Source organism: Pantoea deleyi (assembly GCF_022647325.1).
Lineage (GTDB): Bacteria > Pseudomonadota > Gammaproteobacteria > Enterobacterales > Enterobacteriaceae > Pantoea > Pantoea deleyi.
This window is the reverse complement of the sequence record NZ_CP071405.1, coordinates 213989-235767: the sequence shown is the minus strand read 5'-3', so window position 1 is coordinate 235767 and position 21779 is coordinate 213989. Positions and strand designations below refer to the sequence as shown.

Annotated in this window: 18 protein-coding genes; 10 read left to right on the top strand and 8 right to left on the bottom strand. The window is 58.9% G+C overall.

Annotated elements, in window-relative coordinates:
• Positions 1-117: 117 nt before the first annotated feature.
• Positions 118-417, top strand: coding sequence for a hypothetical protein (locus tag J1C59_RS01080; RefSeq protein WP_128085224.1), 300 nt, complete (start codon positions 118-120; stop codon positions 415-417).
• Between the two features lie 488 nt (positions 418-905).
• Here J1C59_RS01080 and mntP read toward each other — a convergent pair whose 3' ends face one another.
• The gene (mntP, locus tag J1C59_RS01075; RefSeq protein ID WP_128085223.1) at positions 906-1481 is read right to left on the bottom strand and encodes a manganese efflux pump MntP; all 576 of its coding nucleotides are present in this window, start codon (positions 1479-1481) and stop codon (positions 906-908) included.
• A gap of 316 nt (positions 1482-1797) precedes the next feature.
• Here mntP and J1C59_RS01070 point away from each other — a divergent pair, with 316 nt between their 5' ends.
• Positions 1798-2040, top strand: coding sequence for a DUF1158 domain-containing protein (locus J1C59_RS01070; RefSeq protein WP_128085222.1), 243 nt, complete (start codon positions 1798-1800; stop codon positions 2038-2040).
• On the opposite strand, the gene J1C59_RS21805 is transcribed toward J1C59_RS01070, so the two are convergent.
• The gene (locus J1C59_RS21805) at positions 2030-2164 is read right to left on the bottom strand and encodes a hypothetical protein (RefSeq protein ID WP_277933478.1); all 135 of its coding nucleotides are present in this window, start codon (positions 2162-2164) and stop codon (positions 2030-2032) included. The genes J1C59_RS01070 and J1C59_RS21805 overlap by 11 nt on opposite strands.
• A 773-nt stretch (positions 2165-2937) precedes the next feature.
• On the opposite strand from J1C59_RS21805, the gene mqo reads away from it, so the two are divergent.
• Positions 2938-4551: a malate dehydrogenase (quinone) gene (mqo, locus tag J1C59_RS01065; RefSeq protein ID WP_128085221.1), complete on the top strand. Its 1614-nt coding sequence runs from the start codon at positions 2938-2940 to the stop codon at positions 4549-4551.
• Between the two features lie 126 nt (positions 4552-4677).
• Positions 4678-7062 (top strand): phosphoketolase family protein, encoded by a 2385-nt coding sequence (locus J1C59_RS01060; protein WP_140917408.1) that lies wholly within the window; start codon positions 4678-4680, stop codon positions 7060-7062.
• Here J1C59_RS01060 and J1C59_RS01055 read toward each other — a convergent pair.
• Positions 7059-7646 (bottom strand): LysE family translocator, encoded by a 588-nt coding sequence (locus tag J1C59_RS01055; protein WP_128085220.1) that lies wholly within the window; start codon positions 7644-7646, stop codon positions 7059-7061. The genes J1C59_RS01060 and J1C59_RS01055 overlap by 4 nt on opposite strands.
• 135 nt (positions 7647-7781) lie before the next feature.
• Between J1C59_RS01055 and J1C59_RS01050 the strand changes: the two genes are divergently transcribed.
• On the top strand, positions 7782-9269 hold the full coding sequence (locus J1C59_RS01050) for an aminotransferase-like domain-containing protein (protein ID WP_128085219.1): 1488 nt from the start codon (positions 7782-7784) through the stop codon (positions 9267-9269).
• Here the strand turns inward: J1C59_RS01050 and J1C59_RS01045 are convergent.
• Positions 9236-9859 (bottom strand): glutathione S-transferase family protein, encoded by a 624-nt coding sequence (locus J1C59_RS01045; RefSeq protein ID WP_128085218.1) that lies wholly within the window; start codon positions 9857-9859, stop codon positions 9236-9238. The two genes, J1C59_RS01050 and J1C59_RS01045, sit on opposite strands and share 34 nt — an antisense overlap.
• 106 nt (positions 9860-9965) lie before the next feature.
• On the opposite strand from J1C59_RS01045, the gene J1C59_RS01040 reads away from it, so the two are divergent.
• A complete protein-coding gene (locus J1C59_RS01040; protein WP_128085217.1) occupies positions 9966-10814 on the top strand; it encodes a PhzF family phenazine biosynthesis protein in 849 nt (282 codons plus the stop codon).
• Positions 10815-10862: 48 nt separating this feature from the next.
• Here J1C59_RS01040 and J1C59_RS01035 read toward each other — a convergent pair whose 3' ends face one another.
• On the bottom strand, positions 10863-11621 hold the full coding sequence (locus J1C59_RS01035; protein WP_128085216.1) for an SDR family NAD(P)-dependent oxidoreductase: 759 nt from the start codon (positions 11619-11621) through the stop codon (positions 10863-10865).
• Between the two features lie 115 nt (positions 11622-11736).
• Between J1C59_RS01035 and J1C59_RS01030 the strand changes: the two genes are divergently transcribed.
• The 3 genes from J1C59_RS01030 (at position 11737) to J1C59_RS01020 (ending at position 15302) form a co-directional block, all read left to right on the top strand.
• Positions 11737-12636, top strand: coding sequence for a LysR family transcriptional regulator (locus tag J1C59_RS01030; protein ID WP_128085215.1), 900 nt, complete (start codon positions 11737-11739; stop codon positions 12634-12636).
• A 45-nt stretch (positions 12637-12681) separates the two neighbouring features.
• Entirely contained in the window at positions 12682-13698 is a 1017-nt protein-coding gene (yhjD, locus tag J1C59_RS01025; protein ID WP_128085214.1) for an inner membrane protein YhjD, read from the top strand.
• A 272-nt stretch (positions 13699-13970) separates the two neighbouring features.
• Positions 13971-15302: an MFS transporter gene (locus J1C59_RS01020; protein WP_128085213.1), complete on the top strand. Its 1332-nt coding sequence runs from the start codon at positions 13971-13973 to the stop codon at positions 15300-15302.
• A 504-nt stretch (positions 15303-15806) separates the two neighbouring features.
• Here J1C59_RS01020 and ilvC read toward each other — a convergent pair.
• The gene (ilvC, locus tag J1C59_RS01015) at positions 15807-17282 is read right to left on the bottom strand and encodes a ketol-acid reductoisomerase (RefSeq protein WP_128085212.1); all 1476 of its coding nucleotides are present in this window, start codon (positions 17280-17282) and stop codon (positions 15807-15809) included.
• 162 nt (positions 17283-17444) lie between these two features.
• On the opposite strand from ilvC, the gene ilvY reads away from it, so the two are divergent.
• Positions 17445-18326, top strand: coding sequence for an HTH-type transcriptional activator IlvY (gene ilvY / locus J1C59_RS01010; RefSeq protein ID WP_111141105.1), 882 nt, complete (start codon positions 17445-17447; stop codon positions 18324-18326).
• On the opposite strand, the gene ilvA is transcribed toward ilvY, so the two are convergent.
• The gene (gene ilvA, locus J1C59_RS01005; protein ID WP_140917409.1) at positions 18327-19874 is read right to left on the bottom strand and encodes a threonine ammonia-lyase, biosynthetic; all 1548 of its coding nucleotides are present in this window, start codon (positions 19872-19874) and stop codon (positions 18327-18329) included.
• 2 nt (positions 19875-19876) lie between these two features.
• Positions 19877-21727, bottom strand: coding sequence for a dihydroxy-acid dehydratase (gene ilvD, locus J1C59_RS01000; protein WP_128085211.1), 1851 nt, complete (start codon positions 21725-21727; stop codon positions 19877-19879).
• Positions 21728-21779: the final 52 nt, after the last annotated feature.

Sequence of the window (21779 nt, the reverse complement as noted above, 5' to 3'; positions counted from 1 at the left end):
AAAATTAAATAGTGACTTAAGTCAAAACGCGCAGGGAATAGCTATGAAGATCAGAAGATCCCGCCATCCGGAAAATCAGGCTCATCGGAAAACGCCCATTAAAAACCGGGTCACTGAATGTTAAATTCATTTACACACGGTCTTTTTTTCTATTTATTTACGGAAGGATATTCAGCGCAGTTAATTTCAGAAATAAAAAACGTGCCCGATAGAATAATAAAATGCTGTCCCGCCGCCGGAATTTCCCTTCAGCGCGGCGCCAGCCGGATGAAAGCTCACGTCTCACTCTTTCCACACCCCTTTCCGGACACCGGGTTCGCGAACCGCACCGCACCAGCCGGTTTATTTCACGGGAAACAGGTAGTTATTCCGGGCAGAATTGATGCAGGGAAAGAGGGTCTGATTACGCTTTTTTAACCGCAGGCAGGCGAGCAGCGTCGCCGGGCAGAGACCAAAAGAGTCGTCTGCACACTGGCACGGTTTTCAGGCGGCCCGGAGGATCGGCAAGCCCGGCACCCGAGCAGAGTCTCATTGCCCTGCACGTCACTCAGAGCGATTTGTCCGGTGGAGCGGAGGCCAGACGATCAGAAGAGGCGTTGCGGTCTGTAAAAGGCCGGGGTCATAGAGATGCAGAACGGAATGGGGTAAGACGGAAGGTGATAATCACCGGTCTGTCCCTGACCGCGATTATCGAGGGTTTCCTGCGGGGTGTCTAGTTCAAGGCACCCGGCGGTACGTGTCTGAACGTCTCAACATAAGCGCGGAACACGTATTTAAATATGCGTTTCATGCAGCACCTGATTCAAATTTCGTTGAAGATATACTGAAAAAGTATAGCCTCTGAGCGTTTTAACAGCAAATAAATTTGAACCAGATCACAAAAATGCCACTTCTGCGCGGACGCCTCAGGCTATGTAGCCGAGATGCTCTAACAGGATGGTAGCGCCGATAGCGATCAGCACCACGCCGCCCAGCACCTCCGCCCATTTGCCCAGAACCGGACCAATGAAGCGTCCCACCAGCACCCCGGTCGTCGCCATCACGGTAGTCGCGGCGCCGATGGTCAGTGCGGTGGTAATGATGTTCACCTGCAGGAAGGCCAGGCCGACGCCGACAGCCAGCGCATCCAGGCTGGTCGCGACAGCGGTGGTCGCCAGCACCATAAAGCCGTGGCTTTGCGGGGCTTCGCAGGGCTCTGCAACGGCAGTCTGCCGTAAACCTTCCAGCATCATACGCCCACCAAGGAACGCCAGCAGGCTGAAGGCTACCCAGTGATCCCACGCCATAATGTAACGGCTGGCGGCCAGGCCAAGCGCCCAGCCAATCAGCGGAGTCAGCGCTTCAATAGAGCCGAAAATCAGACCGGTACGCAGCGCTTCCTTAAAACCGGGACGATGCAGAGTCGCACCTTTGCCCAGGGCAGCAGCAAACGCGTCCATCGACATGCCAAGCGCAAGAATCAGAGTAGCAATAAAGGTCATGATTTATTCACCTGGGGCGAAAAAGCGGCAATTCACGCTAAATTCACCACACAAAGTGTTCAGTTATGAAAAAGTGGGCGCAGTCTACCATGCAAACCGGAAGATAAAAAGACAGTAAAATCATGGATTTAAGTATAGCAAAGGCTATAACTCTTATCATTCGCTATATATGCCGCTAAGTCGATGGCAGTAAAGCCTTTTCTGCCCCGTGCCTTCTCTGCTCTGATGCGCGCGTGGCTCTGTTCGGCTACGCCACCATTGAACCGCGCCGCCGATTGCCGGAAAATGCCGGGCTGATAAATATGGGAAACCGGTTATGAATAACCCTTTTGAGACGTTGATCGTGCCGGGTGGCATTTTGCTGCTGGGCTTTCTTTCGGCACTGTTGCTGCCCGCGCCCGCTTTCAGCCTGGCAGTGGCGCAGCATCTGTTGCAGATATTCCATCTGCAGGATCTGAATCAGCTCTATACCGTCGTGTTTTGCGTCTGGTTTTTAGTGCTCGGCGCACTGGAGTTTTTTGTGATCCGTTTTGTCTGGCGCCGCTGGTTCAGGAGCTGACCGCCTGCGCATCAACCAGCGCCTTTAGCCGTTCGGCGCTGCGCGCATAACCGTCTTGCGGCAGAGGTGCTGCCTCGCGCTGACCGATCTGCTGATACCCCATCGACCAAGGGGACGCTGCCATGCCCCACTCTGCCGCGTAATAAGCCGGCGCGGTGAACCTTCCGGTAAACGGCCACCCACCGCCAGCCCGGCGCATCGCAGATCAGGAAAGTCCGCAACCATCAGCGCAGCCGCTTATGCCAGGCCGCTTTATGCGCCGCTTTAACCGCGCAGTTCAGTGAGAAAGCGCTTGTCGATCTGAACAGAGTGACTGGGCTGATGAACCTCACTTACCGCATGGCGATAAGTCTGAAAAAGCGCCCTGCCAGCGCGACGCCGTCATAAGTGAAACCGATGCGTGCGCCGGTGTGCACGCATTTTCAGACTCACAAAAATGTAACATTGTTTTTACACAACCAGCCGATCGGCACTCTCTGCGCCTATTCCCGTTATTCCTTTTTGCATAATAAATCGCTAAATTTCAGCGAATTAAATAATTCCGCACGGTTAGCACGCATACAGGCGTTGCACCAGCATGGGGCTTTTCCGCAACATACTTTTTCAGTTAACCTACTGACTTCACGATAAAAAATCGCTAATACACCATTGCGCGTGATGATTAATTCTTATGCTGAATCATTTCTGCATTTAAAAAATAAACAAATGTTTAATTCAGATGCGAGAATGTTATATTCAGATGACAAAGCATAACGTGCAGTTAACGCGTTATCACCGCTTTAACCTATACCTGAGACTTAACCTTTGAGAAATAGCGCAACGCGCTCGCAAGAAGCGTGACTATTTCGCCTGCGAAACTGTTGGGCTTCAGGTCAACAGAAGAGGAGATGTCGCCTCATGTGCAATTCAGCTGTAAACCTTGCGCTCGCGATGAGTGCCATGGCAAAGGACACCACTACCGCGCAGGAGCGCAAAGACGTTGACGTGCTGCTGATTGGCGCAGGTGTGATGAGCGCTACCCTCGGCGCATGGCTGCAGGATTTAGAACCGGACTGGTCCATCGAAATGGTGGAGCGGCTGGATAGCGTGGCCGAAGAGTCGTCCAACGGCTGGAACAACGCCGGGACGGGCCATGCGGCGCTGGCCGAGCTGAACTATACGCCTCAGCAGGCGGATGGCAGCATCGACATCTCCAAAGCGGTGACGATTAACGAATCGTTCCAGATTTCCCGTCAGTTCTGGGCCTATCAGGTTCAGAAAGGCAATCTGCGCAACCCGAAAAGCTTCATTCACAGTACACCACACATGAGCTTCGTCTGGGGCGACGACAACGTCGACTTCCTGCGCAAGCGTTTTAAGGCGCTGCAGAAAAGCACCCTGTTCCGTGGCATGGCTTACTCCGAAGATCCGCAGCAGATTGCCCGCTGGATCCCGCTGGTGATGAATGGCCGCGATCGCAGCCAGAAAGTGGCCGCGACCTGGACGGAGATGGGCACCGACGTCAACTTCGGTGAAATCACCCGTCAGCTGATCGCCGCCTTAGAGAAGAAAGCGAACTTCCGGCTGCGTCTGCGTCAGGAAGTGCGTGAGCTGAAGCAGCTCGCCGACGGGCGCTGGCAGGTCACTCTGCAGTGCCTGAACAGCGGCACACGTCGCACGCTGACCGCAGGCAAAATCTTTATCGGCGCAGGCGGCGCGGCGTTACCGCTGCTGCAGAAAGCCGGTATTCCGGAAGCTCACGGCTACGCCGGTTTCCCGGTAGGAGGATCCTTCCTCGTGACCGAGAATCCGCAGGTTGTCGCACAGCACATGGCCAAGGTCTACGGTAAAGCCAGCGTCGGTGCGCCACCGATGTCCGTGCCGCACGTCGATACCCGCGTACTGGATGGCAAGCAGGTGCTGCTGTTTGGTCCGTTTGCAACCTTCTCGACCAAGTTCCTGAAGCAGGGTTCGCTGATGGATATGTTCACCTCACTGAACAGCAGCAATATGCTGCCGATGGTGAAAGTGGGCCTGAAAAGTTTTGATCTGGTGAAATACCTGATGGATCAGGTGCTGCAAAGCGATCGCGATCGCATGGACGCCCTGCGCGCCTATGTGCCGCAGGCGAAACAGGAGGACTGGCGCCTCGTCACGGCCGGTCAGCGTGTGCAGATCATCAAAAAAGATGAGAAAGAGGGCGCGGTACTGCGTCTGGGCACCGAAGTCGTCGCCTCACAGGATGGCTCTATCTCCGCCCTGCTGGGTGCCTCACCTGGCGCCTCTACGGCGGCACCGATTATGCTGGAGCTGCTGCACAAAGTCTGTCCTGAGCAGATGAAGACGCCGGAATGGCAGAATAAGATCCGTGCCGTGATCCCGTCGTGGGGACGCAAACTCAACGGCGACGTGGCGCTGACGGAAAAAGTGTTAGCCGAAACCAGCCGTATTCTGCAGCTCGACTATTCGCCGGTTACCCCGATGGCGGCCAACGACGAAGGACGGGAAACCGCGTTCGTGGTCGGCAAGTAATTCAGCGCCATCCAGAGAAAGGCTCCGCACTGCGGGGCCTTTTTTATTGGCCGGTGGCCTGGTCGTTCTGAACATTCTCTATTAGGGTTAAGGCATCTTTTAGCTGAACGCTCAAGAGGAAACGGCATGGCTTACTCCCCTGCGTCACCGGAATTCACGCTGCTTGACCGCTACTGGCGGGCAGCGAACTACCTCTCCGTCGGACAGATCTACCTGATGGATAACCCGCTGTTACGCGAGCCGCTGAGGCCGGAGCATATTAAACCGCGCCTGCTGGGCCACTGGGGTACCACGCCAGGGCTGAATTTTATCTACGCCCACCTCAATCGCGCGATCCGCCAGCACAACCTGAATATGATCTACCTCTGCGGGCCAGGACACGGCGGCCCCGGCATGGTGGCTAATACCTGGCTGGAGGGCAGCTACAGCGAAATCTATCCGCAGGTTTCACAGGATGCGGCGGGTATGCAGCGTCTGTTTAAGCAGTTCTCTTTTCCCGGCGGCATCCCCAGCCACGCGGCACCGGAGACGCCGGGCTCGATCAACGAAGGCGGTGAGCTGGGCTATTCGCTCTCCCATGCCTTCGGGGCGGCCTTCGACCATCCCGACCTGATCGTGCCCTGTGTGATTGGCGACGGCGAGGCAGAAACCGGGCCGCTGGCCTCCAGCTGGCACGGCATCAAATTCCTGAACCCTGAACGTGACGGCGCGGTGCTGCCGATTCTGCACCTTAACGGCTATAAGATTGCCAACCCGACGCTGCTGGGGCGCAGTAGCGATGAGGATCTGCACCAGTTGTTCAGCGGCTACGGCTATGAACCGCTGTTCGTCTGCGGACATGAACCGGAAAAAATGCACCCGCTGATGGCGGAGACCCTGGAGCGGGCACTGGCGAAAATCGCCGCCTATCAGCGCGAGGCGCGCAGCGGCAAGGCCAGCGCCGACGTGCCGCGCTGGCCGATGATCATCCTGCGCAGTCCCAAAGGCTGGACCGGCCCCGAAACGGTCGACGGCAAAAAGGTGGAAGATTTCTGGCGGGCCCATCAGGTGCCGGTCGCGGCCTGCCGTGAAGATGAAGGGCATCGTCAGATCCTTGAGAACTGGATGCGCAGCTACCAGCCCGACGATCTCTTTGACGAACAGGGCCGCCTGAAGCCGGAGCTGCAGGCGCTGGCACCCGAGGGCGACAAGCGGATGGGGGCGTCGCCTTATGCCAACGGCGGCCGGCTGCGCCGTGAGCTGGATACGCCGGCGATTGCGGCATTCGCCTGCGAGGTCAGCGAACCCGGTGCGCAGATGGCGCAGGCCACGGAACACCTGGGGCGTTATCTCAGCGCGCTGTTCCAGCGTAACCACGACAATTTCCGCCTGTTCGGGCCGGATGAAACCGCTTCTAACCGTCTGACGCCGGTCTTCGATGTGACCAGCCGCACCTGGCTGGAACGCACCGAGCCGTATGATGAGCAGCTGGCGCGCGATGGCCGGGTCATGGAAATCCTTAGTGAGCATCAGTGTCAGGGCTGGCTGGAGGGTTATCTGCTGACCGGCCGCCACGGGCTGTTCAACTGCTACGAAGCCTTTATCCACATCGTCGATTCGATGTTTAATCAGCACGCCAAATGGCTGAAGGTGTCGCGCAAGCTGGGCTGGCGCAAGCCTGTCTCATCGCTTAACTATCTGCTCTCCTCCCACGTCTGGCGGCAGGACCATAACGGCTACAGCCATCAGGACCCGGGCTTCATGGATCACGTCGCCAACAAGAAAGCGGACATCGTGCGCATCTATCTGCCGCCCGATGCCAATACGCTGCTGTGGGTGGGCGATCACTGCCTGCGCACCTGGGACCGCATCAACGTGATCGTGGCGGGCAAGCAGCCTGCGCCGCAGTGGCTGGAGATGAGCAGCGCGGTGACCCATTGCGAAGCGGGTATGGGCGAATGGCGCTGGGCGGGCACCACGCCGGAGAATACAGCGCCGGACGTGGTCATGGCCTGTGCCGGTGATGTGCCGACGATGGAGACGCTGGCGGCGGTCGATCTGCTGCGCGGGATGCTGCCCGAACTGCGCATCCGCGTGGTGAACGTGGTCGATCTGCTGGCGCTGCAGCCGCAGGATCAGCATCCGCATGGCAAATCGGATGAGGTATTCGACGCACTGTTTACCCAGGATAAGCCGGTGATCTTTGCCTTCCACGGTTATCCGGCGCTGATCCATCGCCTGACCTATTCGCGCACCAATCACCGCAACTTCCATGTGCGCGGCTTTAACGAAGAGGGAACCACCACCACGCCGTTTGATATGACCGTGCTGAACGAGCTGGACCGCTATCATCTGGCGCAGGAGGCGATTCTGCGCGTACCGGGGCTGGCCGCGGCACATCCGGAACTGCTGGAGGACTTACAGCAGCGGCTGGCGGAACATCATCGCTATGTCCGTGAACATGGCGAAGATCTGCCGGAGGTGCAGAACTGGAAATGGCCGTCGGCCACCGCGCCGGGTGCGCCCGACTAAGCGGCCAGCAGCGCGTCGGTCAGCATCCAGACGGTGGTCGCCACCAGCGACAGCGCCATCAGGCTGTTAAAGAGCTGACGTTTCCAGGCAATCTGCAGATGGCTGCGCAGGCGATCGCCCAGCGCAGCCCAGATCAGGATGCAGGGCAGATTCAGCAGCATAAAGCCAGTCATCACCGTCAGAACCCCGCTGCTGGCGCTGTAGAGCAGTGCGACGTTGGTCGCCATCAGCCAGGCCTTGGGGTTAATCGCCTGGAAACAGGCGCCGCCCACCAGCGTCATCGGCTGCGGCCGGTTTCGCGCTTCCGGCGCCGCGGCGCGGAAAATTTTCCAGGAGAGCCACAACAGATAGGCGCAGCCTGCCAGCGTCAGCGGCAGGCGAACCGCCGCCATCCCATGCAGCAGCAGCTCCAGCGCCATTCCGGCAATCAGCGTCTGTATCGCACAGCCGATTAAAATGCCGAAGACCATCGGCAGGGTTCGCCGCATACCAAAATTGACGCCGGAGGTCGCCAGCAGCAGATTATTCGGGCCTGGCGTAATAGACATCACGGTGACGTAACTGAAGAAAGAGGGATCAAGCATCGTGGCGCTCCTGAAAAGCAGACAGAGCCTTATGCTACGGCGGGAAAAGAGATGGTAACAGTGACACAAAATCACTATTGTTATGGTTACAGTTTCTGTTAATCGCAATTGTACCCATTCCGTCCGGAGGCAACTGTGTCCCTTGTTCCCCCAGCCGATCGGCCCCTTTATCAGCAGCTGGCCGAAAGCTTCGCCGAAGCCATTCATCAGGGCACGCTGAAACCCGGCAGGCGCCTGCCCGCCATCCGGCGCGTGGCTCAGTCCCATCAGGTCAGCGTCAATACGGTGCTCAATGCCTGGCAGAGGCTGGAAGATCGCGGGCTGATTGAGGCGCGGCCGCAGTCGGGCTATTACGTGCGCGGGGTCCTGCCCGCCGTGATCCGGCACGGCGAACACAAAACCCGGGTGCGCGATCCCGGCAGCGGCAAGCTCGACCTGATCGATAAGGTCTTTGCGGCCCAGAATCATCCCGACTACATCAACATCTCCCTGGCCTGTCCGCAGGACAGCGAACTCTTTCCTGCGGCGCGCCTCGCCCGAATTACCGCCTCATTGCTGCGTCGCCAGCCCGGCATCATCGGACGCTATGCGCTTCCGCCCGGTAGTGAGCGCTTACGGGAGGAGATCGCGCGACGGGCACTGCACGCCGGGCAGACCCTCACAGCCGATGAGATCACCCTGACCCACGGCTGCATGGAGGCACTTCAGCTGGCCCTGCGGGCGGTGACCCAGCCGGGTGACTGCGTCGGGCTGGAGTCACCGACCTACTTCTTCCTGTTTCCCCTGCTGGCCTCGCTGGGCCTCAGGGCGCTGGAAATCCCCACCGATCCGCAGCAGGGGCTGTCGCTGGATGCGCTGGAGATGCTGCTTCAGGAGCAGCGCCTCCAGGCGCTGATTGCCATGCCGGGCGTGCAGAATCCGCTGGGCTGCGGCATGTCGCTGGAAAACAAGAAGCGGCTGGCGAAGTTAGTGAATACTTACCACGTTCCGCTGATTGAAGACGGGCTGTATGACGAACTGCAGTTCGACTGGCCGCTCTCGCCGCCCGTCAAAGCCTTCGATCGCGATGGCTGGGTCATTTACTGCACCAGCTTCACCAAAACCGTCGCGCCCGATTTTCGCGTTGGCTGGACCGCCGCAGGCCGCTTTCATGATGCAATCGCCCGTCTGAAAGCGGTGTCGTCGATGGCCGAATCCGCCCTGCTCTCGGAAACCCTGGCGGCGTTTCTGGCCTCCGGCGGTTACGATCACCATCTGCGTACCCTGCGTCGCCGCTATGCGGCCAATCTGGATGAGGCACGCGGACTCATCGCCCGCTATTTTCCGGCGGGCACCCGCGCGACGCTGCCGCGCGGCGGCTTTGTTTTCTGGGTTGAGCTGCCGGGTAGTGTGAATACCACCGGGATGTTTGACCGGCTGCTGCAGGAGAAGATCTGCGTCACGCCCGGCGCGCTCTACTCCCTGAGCGAGCGCTATAACCATGCGCTGCGCCTCTCCTGCTGCTATCCGTTCGATGCGCGTTACACCCAGGCGATTAAACGCGCGGGCGAGATCGCCTGTGAGCTGACGGGGCTGCCAGCCGGTGAGGATCAGGGCGTGCCGTTGCGCCCCCAGACGGTGTAGCCGCGGCGTTCGGTCAGGCGTTCATAATAGGTGCGTACGGCCGGATAATCGGGGTGATCGAGCGGGGTCTCAAACCAGCGGTTGACCGCCAGGCCAATCGGAATGTCCGCCAGGGTGAAATTCCGTCCGGCCACGTAGCGCCCGGTTTTTTCCAGCTGCTGGTTGAGAATGTTCATGGTGTGCGCCCAGCCTTTGCAGGCGGCGGCCAGCAATCGCGGATCCTGATGCGCCGGAGAGTTTCGCACCAGCGACATAAAGGCATAGCGCCAGGAGGTATTGAGTTCGGTGGATTGCCAGTCCATCCACTGGTCGACGGGCGCACGCGTCTGCGGATGAAGGGCGTAGAGCCACTCGCCGCCATAGGCGTTCGCCAGATAGCGCAGGATGGCATTGGACTCCCACATCACGAAGTCATCATCCTTCAGGACCGGCACCATCGCATTGGGATTCAGCGCCATGAATTCCGGCAGGTGCGTGGAGCGGAAACCATCGCCCCACTCTTCGCGCTCATAATCCAGATCCAGCTCGTCACACAGCCACAGCAGTTTGCGCACGTTGATTGAGGAGGCGCGTCCCAGGATCGTTAGCATTCACAGTCTCCGACAAAACCTTTAACTTATTGATAACGCTGTTGGCGGTGATTAGCAATCTTCCGGCAGAGAAAAGGCCACACTGAACCCAGAGCAAGGAGTCACCATGCAGGTCGCGTTTAAGCAAGTCGATGTGTTTACCTCATCTGCCTTCAACGGCAATCCGCTGGCGGTGATTATGGATGCGCAGGGGTTAAGCGACAGCCAGATGGCCGCGATTGCCCGCTGGACAAATCTGTCGGAAACCACCTTTGTTCTGCCGCCGCAGAACGAAGAGGCGGACTACCGGGTGCGTATTTTCACCGTGGAAGGCGAACTGCCCTTTGCCGGCCATCCGACGCTGGGCACCGCACACGCCCTGCTGGAGGCAGGCTGGCCGACCCGGACGCCGGGCATCATCGTGCAGGAGTGCGGTGTCGGCAACGTCGCCGTGAAGCGTCACGCGGCGGGCGAACTGGCGTTTGCGGCCCCGGCGGCGACCCTGATGCCCTGGCAGGATGCGCTGCTGGGCAGGGCGTTAAACAGTGATGCGTTCGATCTGACGCAAAGCCCGACCGTGGTGGATATGGGGATTCGCTGGCTGCTGGTGCCGATGGTCAGCGCCGGGTCCGTGCTGGCGCTGCAGCCCGTCGTCAGCGATCTTCAGCAGCTGATCCTGCAGGCGGGCGTCTCGGGCGTGATGCCCTTTGGTCGTTTGCCCGAGGGTGAGCCTGAGCAGTATGAAGTGCGGGGGCTGCTGGTCGAGCATGGCAGCCTGATCGAAGATCCGGTCACCGGCAGCGCCAACGCCTGTCTGGCACGCTACCTGGCGATGACGGGCCAGACGACGCCCTACCGCGTTCGTCAGGGCACGGCGCTGCAGCGTGCCGGTCGGGTGAGCGTGACCTTTGCCGGGGAGACGATCTGGATCGGTGGCCATACCCTGACCGTTATCGACGGCACGATCACCCTGTAGACCTGCAGGAGCGGCGCCCGCAGAGGAGTCTGCGGGCGCCGCCCGCCGTTAAATCCCCTGCCCGCCTGACGCTTCGATACGCTGCGCGGTGATCCAGCCGGTTTCGTCACTGAGGATTGCGCTGATGGCGTCGCCTATATCATCCGGCAGGCCGACGCGGCCCAGCGCCGTCAGCCCGGCGATCTGGTCGTTTATCTCGCGGGTGTCGCGCACCCGGCCACCGCCGAAATCGGTCTCGATCGCCCCCGGCGCCAGGATATTGACCCGGATGCGCCGTTCGCCCAGCTCTTTGGCCTGATAGCGCGTCAGCACCTCCATTGCCCCTTTCATCGACGCATAGGTTGCAGAGCCAGGATAGACCAGCCGGGTCAGCCCGCTGGAGATATTCAGGATGCGTCCTCCGTCAGCGATCAGCGGCAGGAGTTTCTGCGTCAGGAAGTAAGGCCCCCTGAAATGGACATTCATCAGCGCATCAAATTCCGCCTCGGTGGTCTCGGCAAAAGGCTTATAGTGGCCGTGCCCGGCGTTGTTCACTAAATAGTCAAAGGTATCGCGCTGCCACTGCTGTTGCAGCGCCGTTTTCACCTCACCGGTAAAACGATCAAACTGGCTGCTGTCACCGACATCCAGCGCCAGTGCGACGGCGCGCCTGCCCAGCGCCTCGATTTCCTTCACCACCGCCTGCGCTTCCTCAGCATGACTGCGGTAGGTCAGAATAATATCGGTGCCTCTGGCGGCCAGTTTTAATGCACCATTCCGCCCTAAGCCACGGTTTGCACCGGTAATTAACGCCACTTTTTGATTCATCTCTCACACCTGTTGAAAAATTGAACAGGGTTTAAGGATATTCGTCGGCAACTGATCTATAAACAGGGTTAAGCGCGCATCACTGTTTCAATAAAAACAACAATCGGTGAACAACATGGACAAAATTCACGCAATGCAGGTGTTTGTGCGGGTGGCCGAAATGGGCAGTTTTACCCATGCAGCGGAAAGTTTAGGCATCCCCAAAGGCAGCGTGTCACGTCAGATCCAGGCGCTGGAGAACCAAATGGCAACACGTTTGCTGCATCGCACCACGCGCCGGGTGCAACTCACGCAGGATGGACTGGTCTATTACGATCGCTGCCTCGATCTGCTGTCGATGATTGATGATATGGACAGCCTGTTCCAGCATGAACCCGCCTCGCTCAGCGGCAAGCTTCGGGTGGATATGTCGGTGGCGATGGCGACCGGTTTTATCCTGCCGCGGCTGCCAGCGTTTTTGCAGCACTACCCCGGCATTGAGATTGAGCTGAGCAGCAGCGACCGTCAGGTGGATGTGATCCGGGAAGGCTTTGACTGCGTGATTCGGGTCGGCGAACTCAAAGATTCGGGGCTGATTGCACGAAAAATTGGAACCCATACCTTGATCAACTGCGCCAGCCCTGGCTACCTTTCGCGTTTCGGCATGCCGACCCGGCTGGAGGAGCTGTCGCAGCATGCGATGGTGCACTACAGTCAGCAGCTCGGCCAGGCCTCGCCCGGTTTTGAGTATTTTGATGGCCGCCAGTGCCACTATGTTCACACCGGTGGCGTGGTGACCGTGAACAGTACGGAGACCTATCGCGCCGCCTGCCTGGCCGGCCTGGGGATTATTCAGGTGCCCGCCGCCGGGATTCAGCCCTTGCTGGAGCGCGGTGAGCTGGTGGAGGTGCTGCATCGCTTCCCCGCCAGGCCGATGCCGATCCATCTGCTCTATCCGCACCGGCGCAATGTGGCGCGTCGGGTACGGGTTTTTATGGAGTGGCTGAGTCAGGTGTTACAGGAGTACGTCACCTGAGCGGCTATACTTTGATTTTAATGATAAACAGGACAGTGAAGGTCTATGACAGACAAGCAGGAAAACCCACAGGAAACGTCGCCGGAAAAGCCGCTTATCGATATTAAAACCGGTAATCACACCGTGGATAAATCGATCGTTCGCGTGTCGCGCTTCGCCAGCTGGTTTCAGTCTATTCCGGCCGTGGCGCACTTTATCCGTGCTCTCGACCGGTTTAACGACCGGCTCGGCAGCCAGTTTGGCGCGGCCATTACCTATTTCTCTTTTTTATCGCTGATCCCCATTCTGATGGTGTCGTTCGCAGCCGTGGGTTTTGTGCTGGCATCGAATCAGGATCTGCTGACCGATATCATCAACAAAATCGTCAGCAGCATCAGCGACCCGACGCTGGCCACCACGCTGAAGAATACGGTGAACACCGCGATCCAGCAGCGCGCCACGGTGGGGATTACCGGTCTGCTGCTGGCGCTCTACTCCGGTCTTAACTGGATGGGGAACCTGCGTGAAGCGATTCGCGCGCAGTCGCGCGACGTCTGGGAGCGGCAGCCGGATGACAAAGAGAAGATCTGGAAGCGCTATATCCGCGATTTCCTGTCGCTGACCGGCCTGATGCTGGCGCTGGTGATTACGCTGTCGCTGACTTCGGTGGCCGGCTCTGCACAGGCGACCATCGTGAGTGCGCTGGGGCTGGATGGCATCGACTGGCTGCGACCTGCCCTGACGATTATCGCCACCTCGATTTCCGTTATGGCTAACTATCTTCTGTTCCTCTGGATTTTCTGGATACTGCCGCGCCATAAGCCGCGCAAGAAGGCGCTGTTTCGCGGCACCCTGCTGGCAGCCATCGGCTTCGAGGTGATTAAGTTTGTGATGACGCTGACGCTGCCGAAGCTGGCGACCTCGCCTTCAGGCGCGGCCTTTGGTTCGGTGCTGGGCCTGATGGCGTTTTTCTACTTCTTCGCCCGTCTGACGCTCTTCTGTGCCGCCTGGATCGCCACGGCTAAATATAAAGACGATCCGCAGATGCCTCAGGCGGGCAGCGCAAAACAGAAAGCATCGTAATCGGTTAACAACAGCGGAAAATCTCCCCCCTCAGCTACTTTTTAAACAGATAACAGGATGAATAGCTGAGGGGTCACTTTTATTTAGCCCTTTCTCAGAGTATCCCGCCAGATATCATCCGGTTTACCCCGGTATCGCCCGGCATTCGTCGCACCACAGAAATTATCCTCTTTTTGCCCGCTGAAGCCAGACGTGGCGCGGGTTTTCATCATTGAATGCACCCTGGCAGATGCGTAAGATTCTTTGTCTGTATTTACAAATAAGAAACAGTTATGCAAGCCTCCCTCACAGACACACTCGACAAACAGCAGGACCCCACACCCGTTAACTCACGCAGTAAAGTGGTGATTGCGTCGCTGGTCGGAACGGCCATCGAATTCTTCGACTTTTACATTTACGCCACGGCTGCGGTCATTGTTTTCCCGCATATTTTCTTCCCACAGGGGGATGCCACCGTCGCCACGCTCCAGTCGCTGGCCACGTTCGCCATCGCCTTTGTGGCGCGTCCGATTGGCTCGGCGGTGTTCGGACACTTCGGTGACCGCGTAGGGCGCAAGGCTACGCTGGTAGCCTCGCTGCTGACCATGGGGATCTCTACCGTGGTGATTGGCCTGCTGCCGGGCTATGAAACCATCGGCGTGATGGCACCGCTGCTGCTGGCGCTGGCGCGTTTCGGTCAGGGCCTGGGCCTGGGCGGTGAATGGGGTGGTGCGGCGCTGCTGGCGACGGAGAATGCGCCAGCGAAGAAGCGTGCGCTGTATGGCTCCTTCCCTCAGCTCGGTGCGCCGATTGGCTTTTTCTTCGCAAACGGGACGTTTCTGCTGCTCTCCTGGCTGCTGACCGACGAGCAGTTTATGCAGTGGGGCTGGCGCGTGCCCTTTATCCTCTCCGCCGTGCTGGTGCTGATTGGCCTCTATGTACGTGTATCGCTGCATGAGAGCCCGGTATTCGCCAAAGTGCAGAAAGAGAAGAAGCAGGTCCGGGTGCCGATTGCCGCGCTGCTGAGCCAGCATCTGACCGCCACCATTCTCGGCACCTTTATTATGCTGGCGACCTACACGCTGTTTTACATCATGACCGTCTATTCGATGAGCTACGGAACCACGCCTGCGCCTGCCGGTCTGGGTATTCCCCGTAACAGTATGCTGTGGATGCTGATGCTGGCGGTGATTGGCTTTGGGGTGATGGTGCCGATTGCCGGCCTGCTGGCGGACCGTTTTGGTCGCCGCAAGACCATGATCACCATTACGCTGATGATCATCGCGTTTTCGTTCCTGTTCCCGGCGATGCTCGGTTCCGGTTCACAGGCGCTGGTAATGGTGTTTCTGCTGCTGGGCCTGAGCATTATGGGCCTGACGTTTGGCCCGATGGGCGCGCTGCTGCCGGAGCTGTTCCCGACGGAAGTCCGTTACACCGGTGCCTCGTTCTCCTATAACCTCTCCTCGATTCTGGGTGCCTCGGTAGCGCCCTATATCGCGACCTGGCTGAATGCGCACTATGGCCTGCAGGCGGTGGGATTCTATCTGGCGTCGATGGCGGTGCTGACGCTGATTGCGCTGCTCGCCTGTAAAGAGACGCGTCATCAGACGCTGTATGACGTGTAATCCCGCAGGATGATGGTCAGCGAAACCCGGCAGCCGCCGGGTTTTTTTTATGGGTTTCGCGCAGCGTCAGGGGTATCAGATGAAAACGGCAGACCGGAGAGAACAGAACCCGCATCGGCTCTGAACATCGCCCGGCGATCAGGCGAACGGCACCTGAAGTGGCGTCGTTGTCTGTCCGGATAAACTGAATCGCGTCTGAATGTTAACCCCGGCGGCGGGTGGGTCTTCCAGCAATACAGAAGCCGGAGGGCACGGGCAACACGGGCAGAGAAGGAAAGCGTGACGCGCCTGGGACAAAAACACAAAGCGCTGGCCCGTTTACGGGCGCACCTCAGGGATAAGGTGCGTCATCGCGCGGGCCGGGCGGCCAGGGAGTGGCTTAAGCGTCTTTGATCTGACCCTGTTCCCCAGGCAGGCAGGGTCAGACAGCCATCAGGCACTTTTTACACATAAAAAACCCCGGCAAGCCGGGGTCTCTTTTGCTGAAAACGGTGTAGCCGGTGATTAGCCTGCGACAGCGATACGCTTCATGTCGGTCATGTAGCCACGCAGCTTACGGCCCACGGTTTCAATCGGATGCTGACGAACGGCTTCGTTGACGTCACGCAGCTGCGCGTTATCAACCTGCGTGCCTTCAACCGCTTTGCCCAGATCGCCCGGCTGCAGGGTGGTCATGAACTCTTTCAGCAGCGGCACCGCCGCGAAGGAGAACAGATAGTTACCATATTCAGCGGTGTCGGAGATCACCACGTTCATCTCATACAGACGCTTACGGGCGATGGTGTTCGCGATCAGCGGCAGCTCATGCAGGGATTCGTAATAAGCCGACTCCTCGATGATGCCTGCATCAACCATGGTTTCAAACGCCAGCTCAACACCCGCTTTAACCATCGCCACCATCACGACACCTTTGTCGTAGTACTCCTGCTCTTCGATTTTGCCTTCGTACTGAGAGGCCGTTTCGAATGCGGTCTGGCCGGTCTCTTCACGCCAGGTCAGCAGTTTTTTATCATCGTTAGCCCAGTCTGCCATCATGCCGGAGGAGAATTCGCCGGAGATGATGTCATCCATGTGCTTCTGGAACAGCGGCGCCATAATGGTTTTCAGCTGCTCTGACAGCGCATAGGCACGCAGTTTCGCCGGGTTAGAGAGGCGATCCATCATCAGGGTGATGCCACCAAACTTCAGCGACTCGGTGATGGTTTCCCAGCCGAACTGGATCAGCTTCTCTGCGTACGCCGGGTCGGTACCTTCAGCCACCAGCTTGTCGAAGCAGAGCAGTGAACCGGCCTGTAACATGCCGCACAGGATAGTCTGCTCGCCCATCAGGTCAGATTTCACTTCGGCAACAAACGAAGATTCCAGGACGCCCGCACGGTCGCCACCGGTCGCCGCGGCCCAGGCCTTGGCAATCGCCATGCCTTCGCCTTTTGGATCGTTTTCCGGGTGAACCGCGATCAGGGTCGGCACGCCGAAGCCACGCTTGTACTCTTCACGAACTTCGGTACCCGGGCACTTCGGTGCCACCATAACGACGGTGATATCTTTACGGATGCTCTCGCCGACTTCGACAATGTTGAAGCCGTGTGAGTAGCCCAGCGCAGCGCCCTCTTTCATCAGCGGCTGAACAGCCTGCACCACAGCGGAGTGCTGCTTGTCCGGCGTCAGATTGACTACCAGGTCCGCCTGCGGGATCAGATCTTCGTAGGTGCCCACGTTGAAACCGTTATCGGTCGCTTTGCGCCATGAAGGGCGTTTTTCCGCAATCGCTTCAGCACGGAGTGCATAGGCAACATCCAGACCGGAATCGCGCATGTTCAGACCCTGGTTCAGGCCCTGTGCGCCACAGCCAACGATAACGACTTTTTTGCCTTTCAGGAAACTGGCACCGTCCGCAAACTCGTCGCGTGCCATGAAGCGGCATTTACCTAATTGCGCTAACTGGTTGCGCAGATTCAATGTGTTGAAATAGTTAGCCATGGGAACTCCGGTAAGGTTGTGTTTGCTTTTTTTGTTCAGTAACGGCGTGTCATGCAACGCCGCGAATGACCCCATCATATGACAGGAATTCTGTTGCTTAAATTGATATATTAACAACGTCACATTGCAATAAATGCAACACCACTCAGAGGCGACGCGCGCATGGATTTACGGGATCTGAAACTGTTTCTTCATCTGGCAGAAAGCTGCCACTTCGGGCGCAGCGCGCGGGCGATGCATGTCAGCCCCTCCACGCTGTCGCGCCAGATTCAGCGGCTGGAGGAGGATGTCGGCCACGCGCTGTTCCTGCGCGATAACCGCACCGTGACGCTGACCGAGGCAGGCGAACGCCTGCGGCAGTTTGCCCAGCAGACGCTGTTGCAGTATCAGCAGCTGCGCCATGTGATGGATCTGAATGGCCCGTCGCTCAGCGGCGAGCTGCGCCTGTTCTGCTCGGTGACGGCGGCCTACAGCCATCTGCCGCCTATCCTCGACCGCTTTCGCGCGGAACATCCGCAGGTCGAGATCAAACTGGATACCGGCGATGCCGCAGATGCGGTGGAAAAAGTGCACTCCGGCGATGCGGATTTAGCGATTGCCGGTCGCCCTGAAACCCTGCCCGCCAGCATCGATTTTATGCCGCTGGGGCTGATTCCGCTGGTGCTGATCGCGCCCGCTCTGCCCTGCGCCGTGCGCACTCAGGCCACGCAGCCGCAGCCCGACTGGTCAAAAATCCCCTTTATCCTGCCCGTGCAGGGCCCGGCACGGCGGCGCATCGATCTCTGGTTCCGCCGTCATCGCATCCCGAATCCGTTAATCTACGCCACGGTGTCGGGGCATGAGGCGATTGTCTCGATGGTGGCGCTGGGCTGCGGCATTGCGTTACTGCCAGATGTGGTGCTGGAAAACAGTCCGGAGCCGGTGCGTAACCGCGTGCTGATGCTGGAGAATGTGGAGTCGGTCGCGCCGTTTGAGCTTGGCATCTGCGTACAAAAAAAGCGGCTCGGTGAGCCGCTTATCAGTGCGTTCTGGAGCCAGCTGTAATCAGCTGCCTGACAGGAAGAAGCGAAACGCCGGGTTCTGGCTTTCGTCGTGAAAGTCGTAACCCAGATCGGTGAGATGCTCTTCAAACCGCGGCTCATCGCTGCCGAGTTCAAACGCGGCCAGCACGCGACCATAATCGGTGCCGTGACTGCGGTAGTGGAACAGCGAGATATTCCAGTGGGTGCCGAGCGTCTGCAGGAACTTCAGCAACGCCCCCGGCGCCTCCGGGAACTCAAAACTGAAGAGCCGTTCACGCAGCGGCTTGGTCGGACGGCCGCCGACCATGTAGCGCACATGCAGTTTCGCCATCTCATCATCGGAGAGATCGACCACCTGATAGCCACCCCGGGTCAGCTCGCCGATGATCTCGCTGCGCTCTTCCATACCGCGGGTCAGCCTCACGCCCACAAAGATGCAGGCTTTGTCCGCATCGGCGTAGCGATAGTTGAACTCGGTGATGGATCGTCCACCCAGCGTCTGGCAGAAGCGCAGGAAGCTGCCCTGCTGTTCCGGGATGGTGACGGCCAGCAGCGCTTCACGCTGTTCACCCAGCTCGCAGCGCTCAGAGACGTAGCGCAGGCCGTGGAAATTGACGTTAGCCCCGGACAGCACATGCGCCAGCCGCTCGCCCTTGATCTCATGCTGCTGGATATACTTTTTCATGCCCGCCAGCGCCAGCGCACCCGACGGCTCCGCCACGGCACGGACATCTTCAAACAGATCTTTCATGGCCGCACAGATCGCATCGCTGTCGACCGTGATGACCTCGTCGATGTAGGCCTGACAGAGCCGGAAGGTTTCGCTGCCAATCCGTTTAACCGCAACGCCTTCAGCAAACAGCCCGACACGCGCCAGATCGACGGGATGCCCCACCTCCAGCGCCGCTTTCAGGCAGGCGGAGTCCTCTGACTCCACCGCGATCACTTTGATTTGCGGCATCAGCTGCTTGATCAGCACCGCAACGCCTGCTGCCAGACCGCCGCCGCCTACCGGAACAAAGACCCGGTCGAGGTGCGCATCCTGCTGCAGCAGCTCCATGCCCAGCGTGCCCTGTCCGGCAATCACGGCCGGATGGTCAAACGGCGGCACGAAGGTGTAGCCGCGCTGCTCAGAGAGTTCAATCGCTTTGGCTTTCGCCTCGTCAAAGTTGGCCCCGAACAGGAAAGCCTCACCGCCAAATGCGCGCACCGCATCGACCTTGATGTCTGCTGTTGCCAGCGGCATCACGATCAGTGACTTGATGCCCAGCTTCGTCGCCGAGAGCGCCACGCCCTGCGCGTGATTTCCGGCTGACGCCGTGACCACGCCGCGCGCTTTCTGCTCTTCGTTGAGGCCGGCAATCATCGCGTACGCCCCGCGCAGCTTGAAGCTGTGCACCGGCTGGCGATCTTCGCGCTTCACCAGAATGGTGTTGCCGAGACGCGATGAGATTTTTTCCATAACCTGCAGCGGCGTCACCTGTGCTACTTCATACACCGGTGAACGCAGCACTGCGCGCAAATACTCCGCGCCGCCAGGCGCGTCGGGTAGCGGTTGAGACTCGGCCACGGTTAGCCTCCCAGCTTGCTCTTATCGCGGACCGCACCTTTGTCGGCGCTGGTCGCGAGGGATGCGTAAGCACGCAGCGCAAAGGAGACTTCACGCTGACGATTGGCCGGTGTATAGGCCGCATCGCCACGTGCCTGCTGCTCTTCACGGCGGGCGTGCAGTTCGTTGTCCGGCACGGCGAGTTTGATGCCGCGATTAGGGATATCGATCTCGATGGTGTCGCCATCCTTGACCAGCGCAATGGTGCCGCCGTTGGCCGCTTCCGGCGAGGCGTGACCGATTGAGAGGCCCGATGTGCCGCCAGAGAAGCGACCGTCGGTGATCAGGGCGCAGCTTTTGCCCAGGCCCATCGATTTCAGGTAGGTGGTCGGATAGAGCATCTCCTGCATACCCGGACCCCCTTTTGGCCCTTCGTAGCGGATAACGACCACGTCACCCGCCACGACTTTACCACCCAGAATCGCCTCTACCGCGTCATCCTGGCTTTCATACACTTTGGCCGGGCCGGTGAAGGTGAGGATCTCTTTGTCTACGCCTGCGGTTTTAACGATACAGCCATCTTCCGCAATGTTGCCGTAGAGCACGGCCAGACCGCCATCCTGCGAGTAAGCGTTTTCGCGGGTGCGGATACAGCCTTCAGCACGATCGTCATCCAGCGTGTCCCAGCGGCAGCTCTGCGAGAACGCCTGAGTGGTACGGATACCGGCAGGGCCCGCGCGGAACATATCTTTTACCGCCTGATCCTGGGTCAGCATGATGTCGTACTGATCCAGCGTTTCACGCATGGTCTGCTGCAGGATGTTGCGGGCGCTGCTGTCGAACAGACCTGCGCGATCCAGCTCGCCGAGAATCGCGTAGACGCCACCCGCACGGTGCACATCTTCCATATGATATTTCGGGGTGCTGGGCGCCACTTTACAGAGCTGAGGCACTTTGCGTGACAGACGGTCGATGTCGGAGATGTTGAAGTCGATATCGCCCTCCTGCGCCGCCGCCAGCAGGTGCAGTACGGTATTGGTGGAGCCGCCCATCGCGATATCCAGCGTCATCGCGTTCTCAAAGGCCGCCTTACTGGCGATATTGCGCGGCAGGACGTTTGCGTCATCCTGCTCATAGTAACGTTTGGTCAGGCTGACGATGCGCTTACCGGCATTGATGAACAGCGCTTTACGGTCGGCGTGCGTGGCCAGCAGTGAGCCGTTGCCCGGCTGCGACAGGCCAAGGGCTTCGGTCAGGCAGTTCATGGAGTTAGCGGTGAACATACCGGAGCAGGAGCCGCAGGTCGGACAGGCAGAGCGTTCGATCTGCTCGCTATCAGCATCGCTGACGTTGGGGTTCGCCCCCTGAATCATCGCATCCACCAGATCCAGTTTGATGATCTGATCGGACAGTTTGGTTTTACCGGCCTCCATCGGGCCACCGGAGACGAAGATCACCGGGATGTTCAGGCGCAGTGATGCCATCAGCATCCCTGGCGTGATTTTGTCGCAGTTCGAGATGCAGACCATGGCGTCGGCACAGTGTGCGTTGACCATATACTCGACGGAGTCGGCGATCAGCTCACGCGAAGGCAGGGAATAGAGCATGCCGCCATGACCCATGGCAATACCGTCATCCACCGCGATCGTGTTGAACTCTTTGGCTACGCCACCTGCCGCTTCAATCTGCTCGGCAACCAGCTTACCCAGATCGCGCAGATGGACGTGGCCCGGCACAAACTGGGTGAAGGAGTTTACGACGGCGATAATCGGTTTACCGAAATCGTCGTCGGTCATTCCTGTTGCGCGCCAGAGGGCACGGGCACCCGCCATGTTGCGGCCGTGGGTGGTGGTAGCGGAACGGTACTTAGGCATGCTCTTTACTCCAGTGAAAATAAGTTCGCGGACATCCAGCGACATCCGCGCA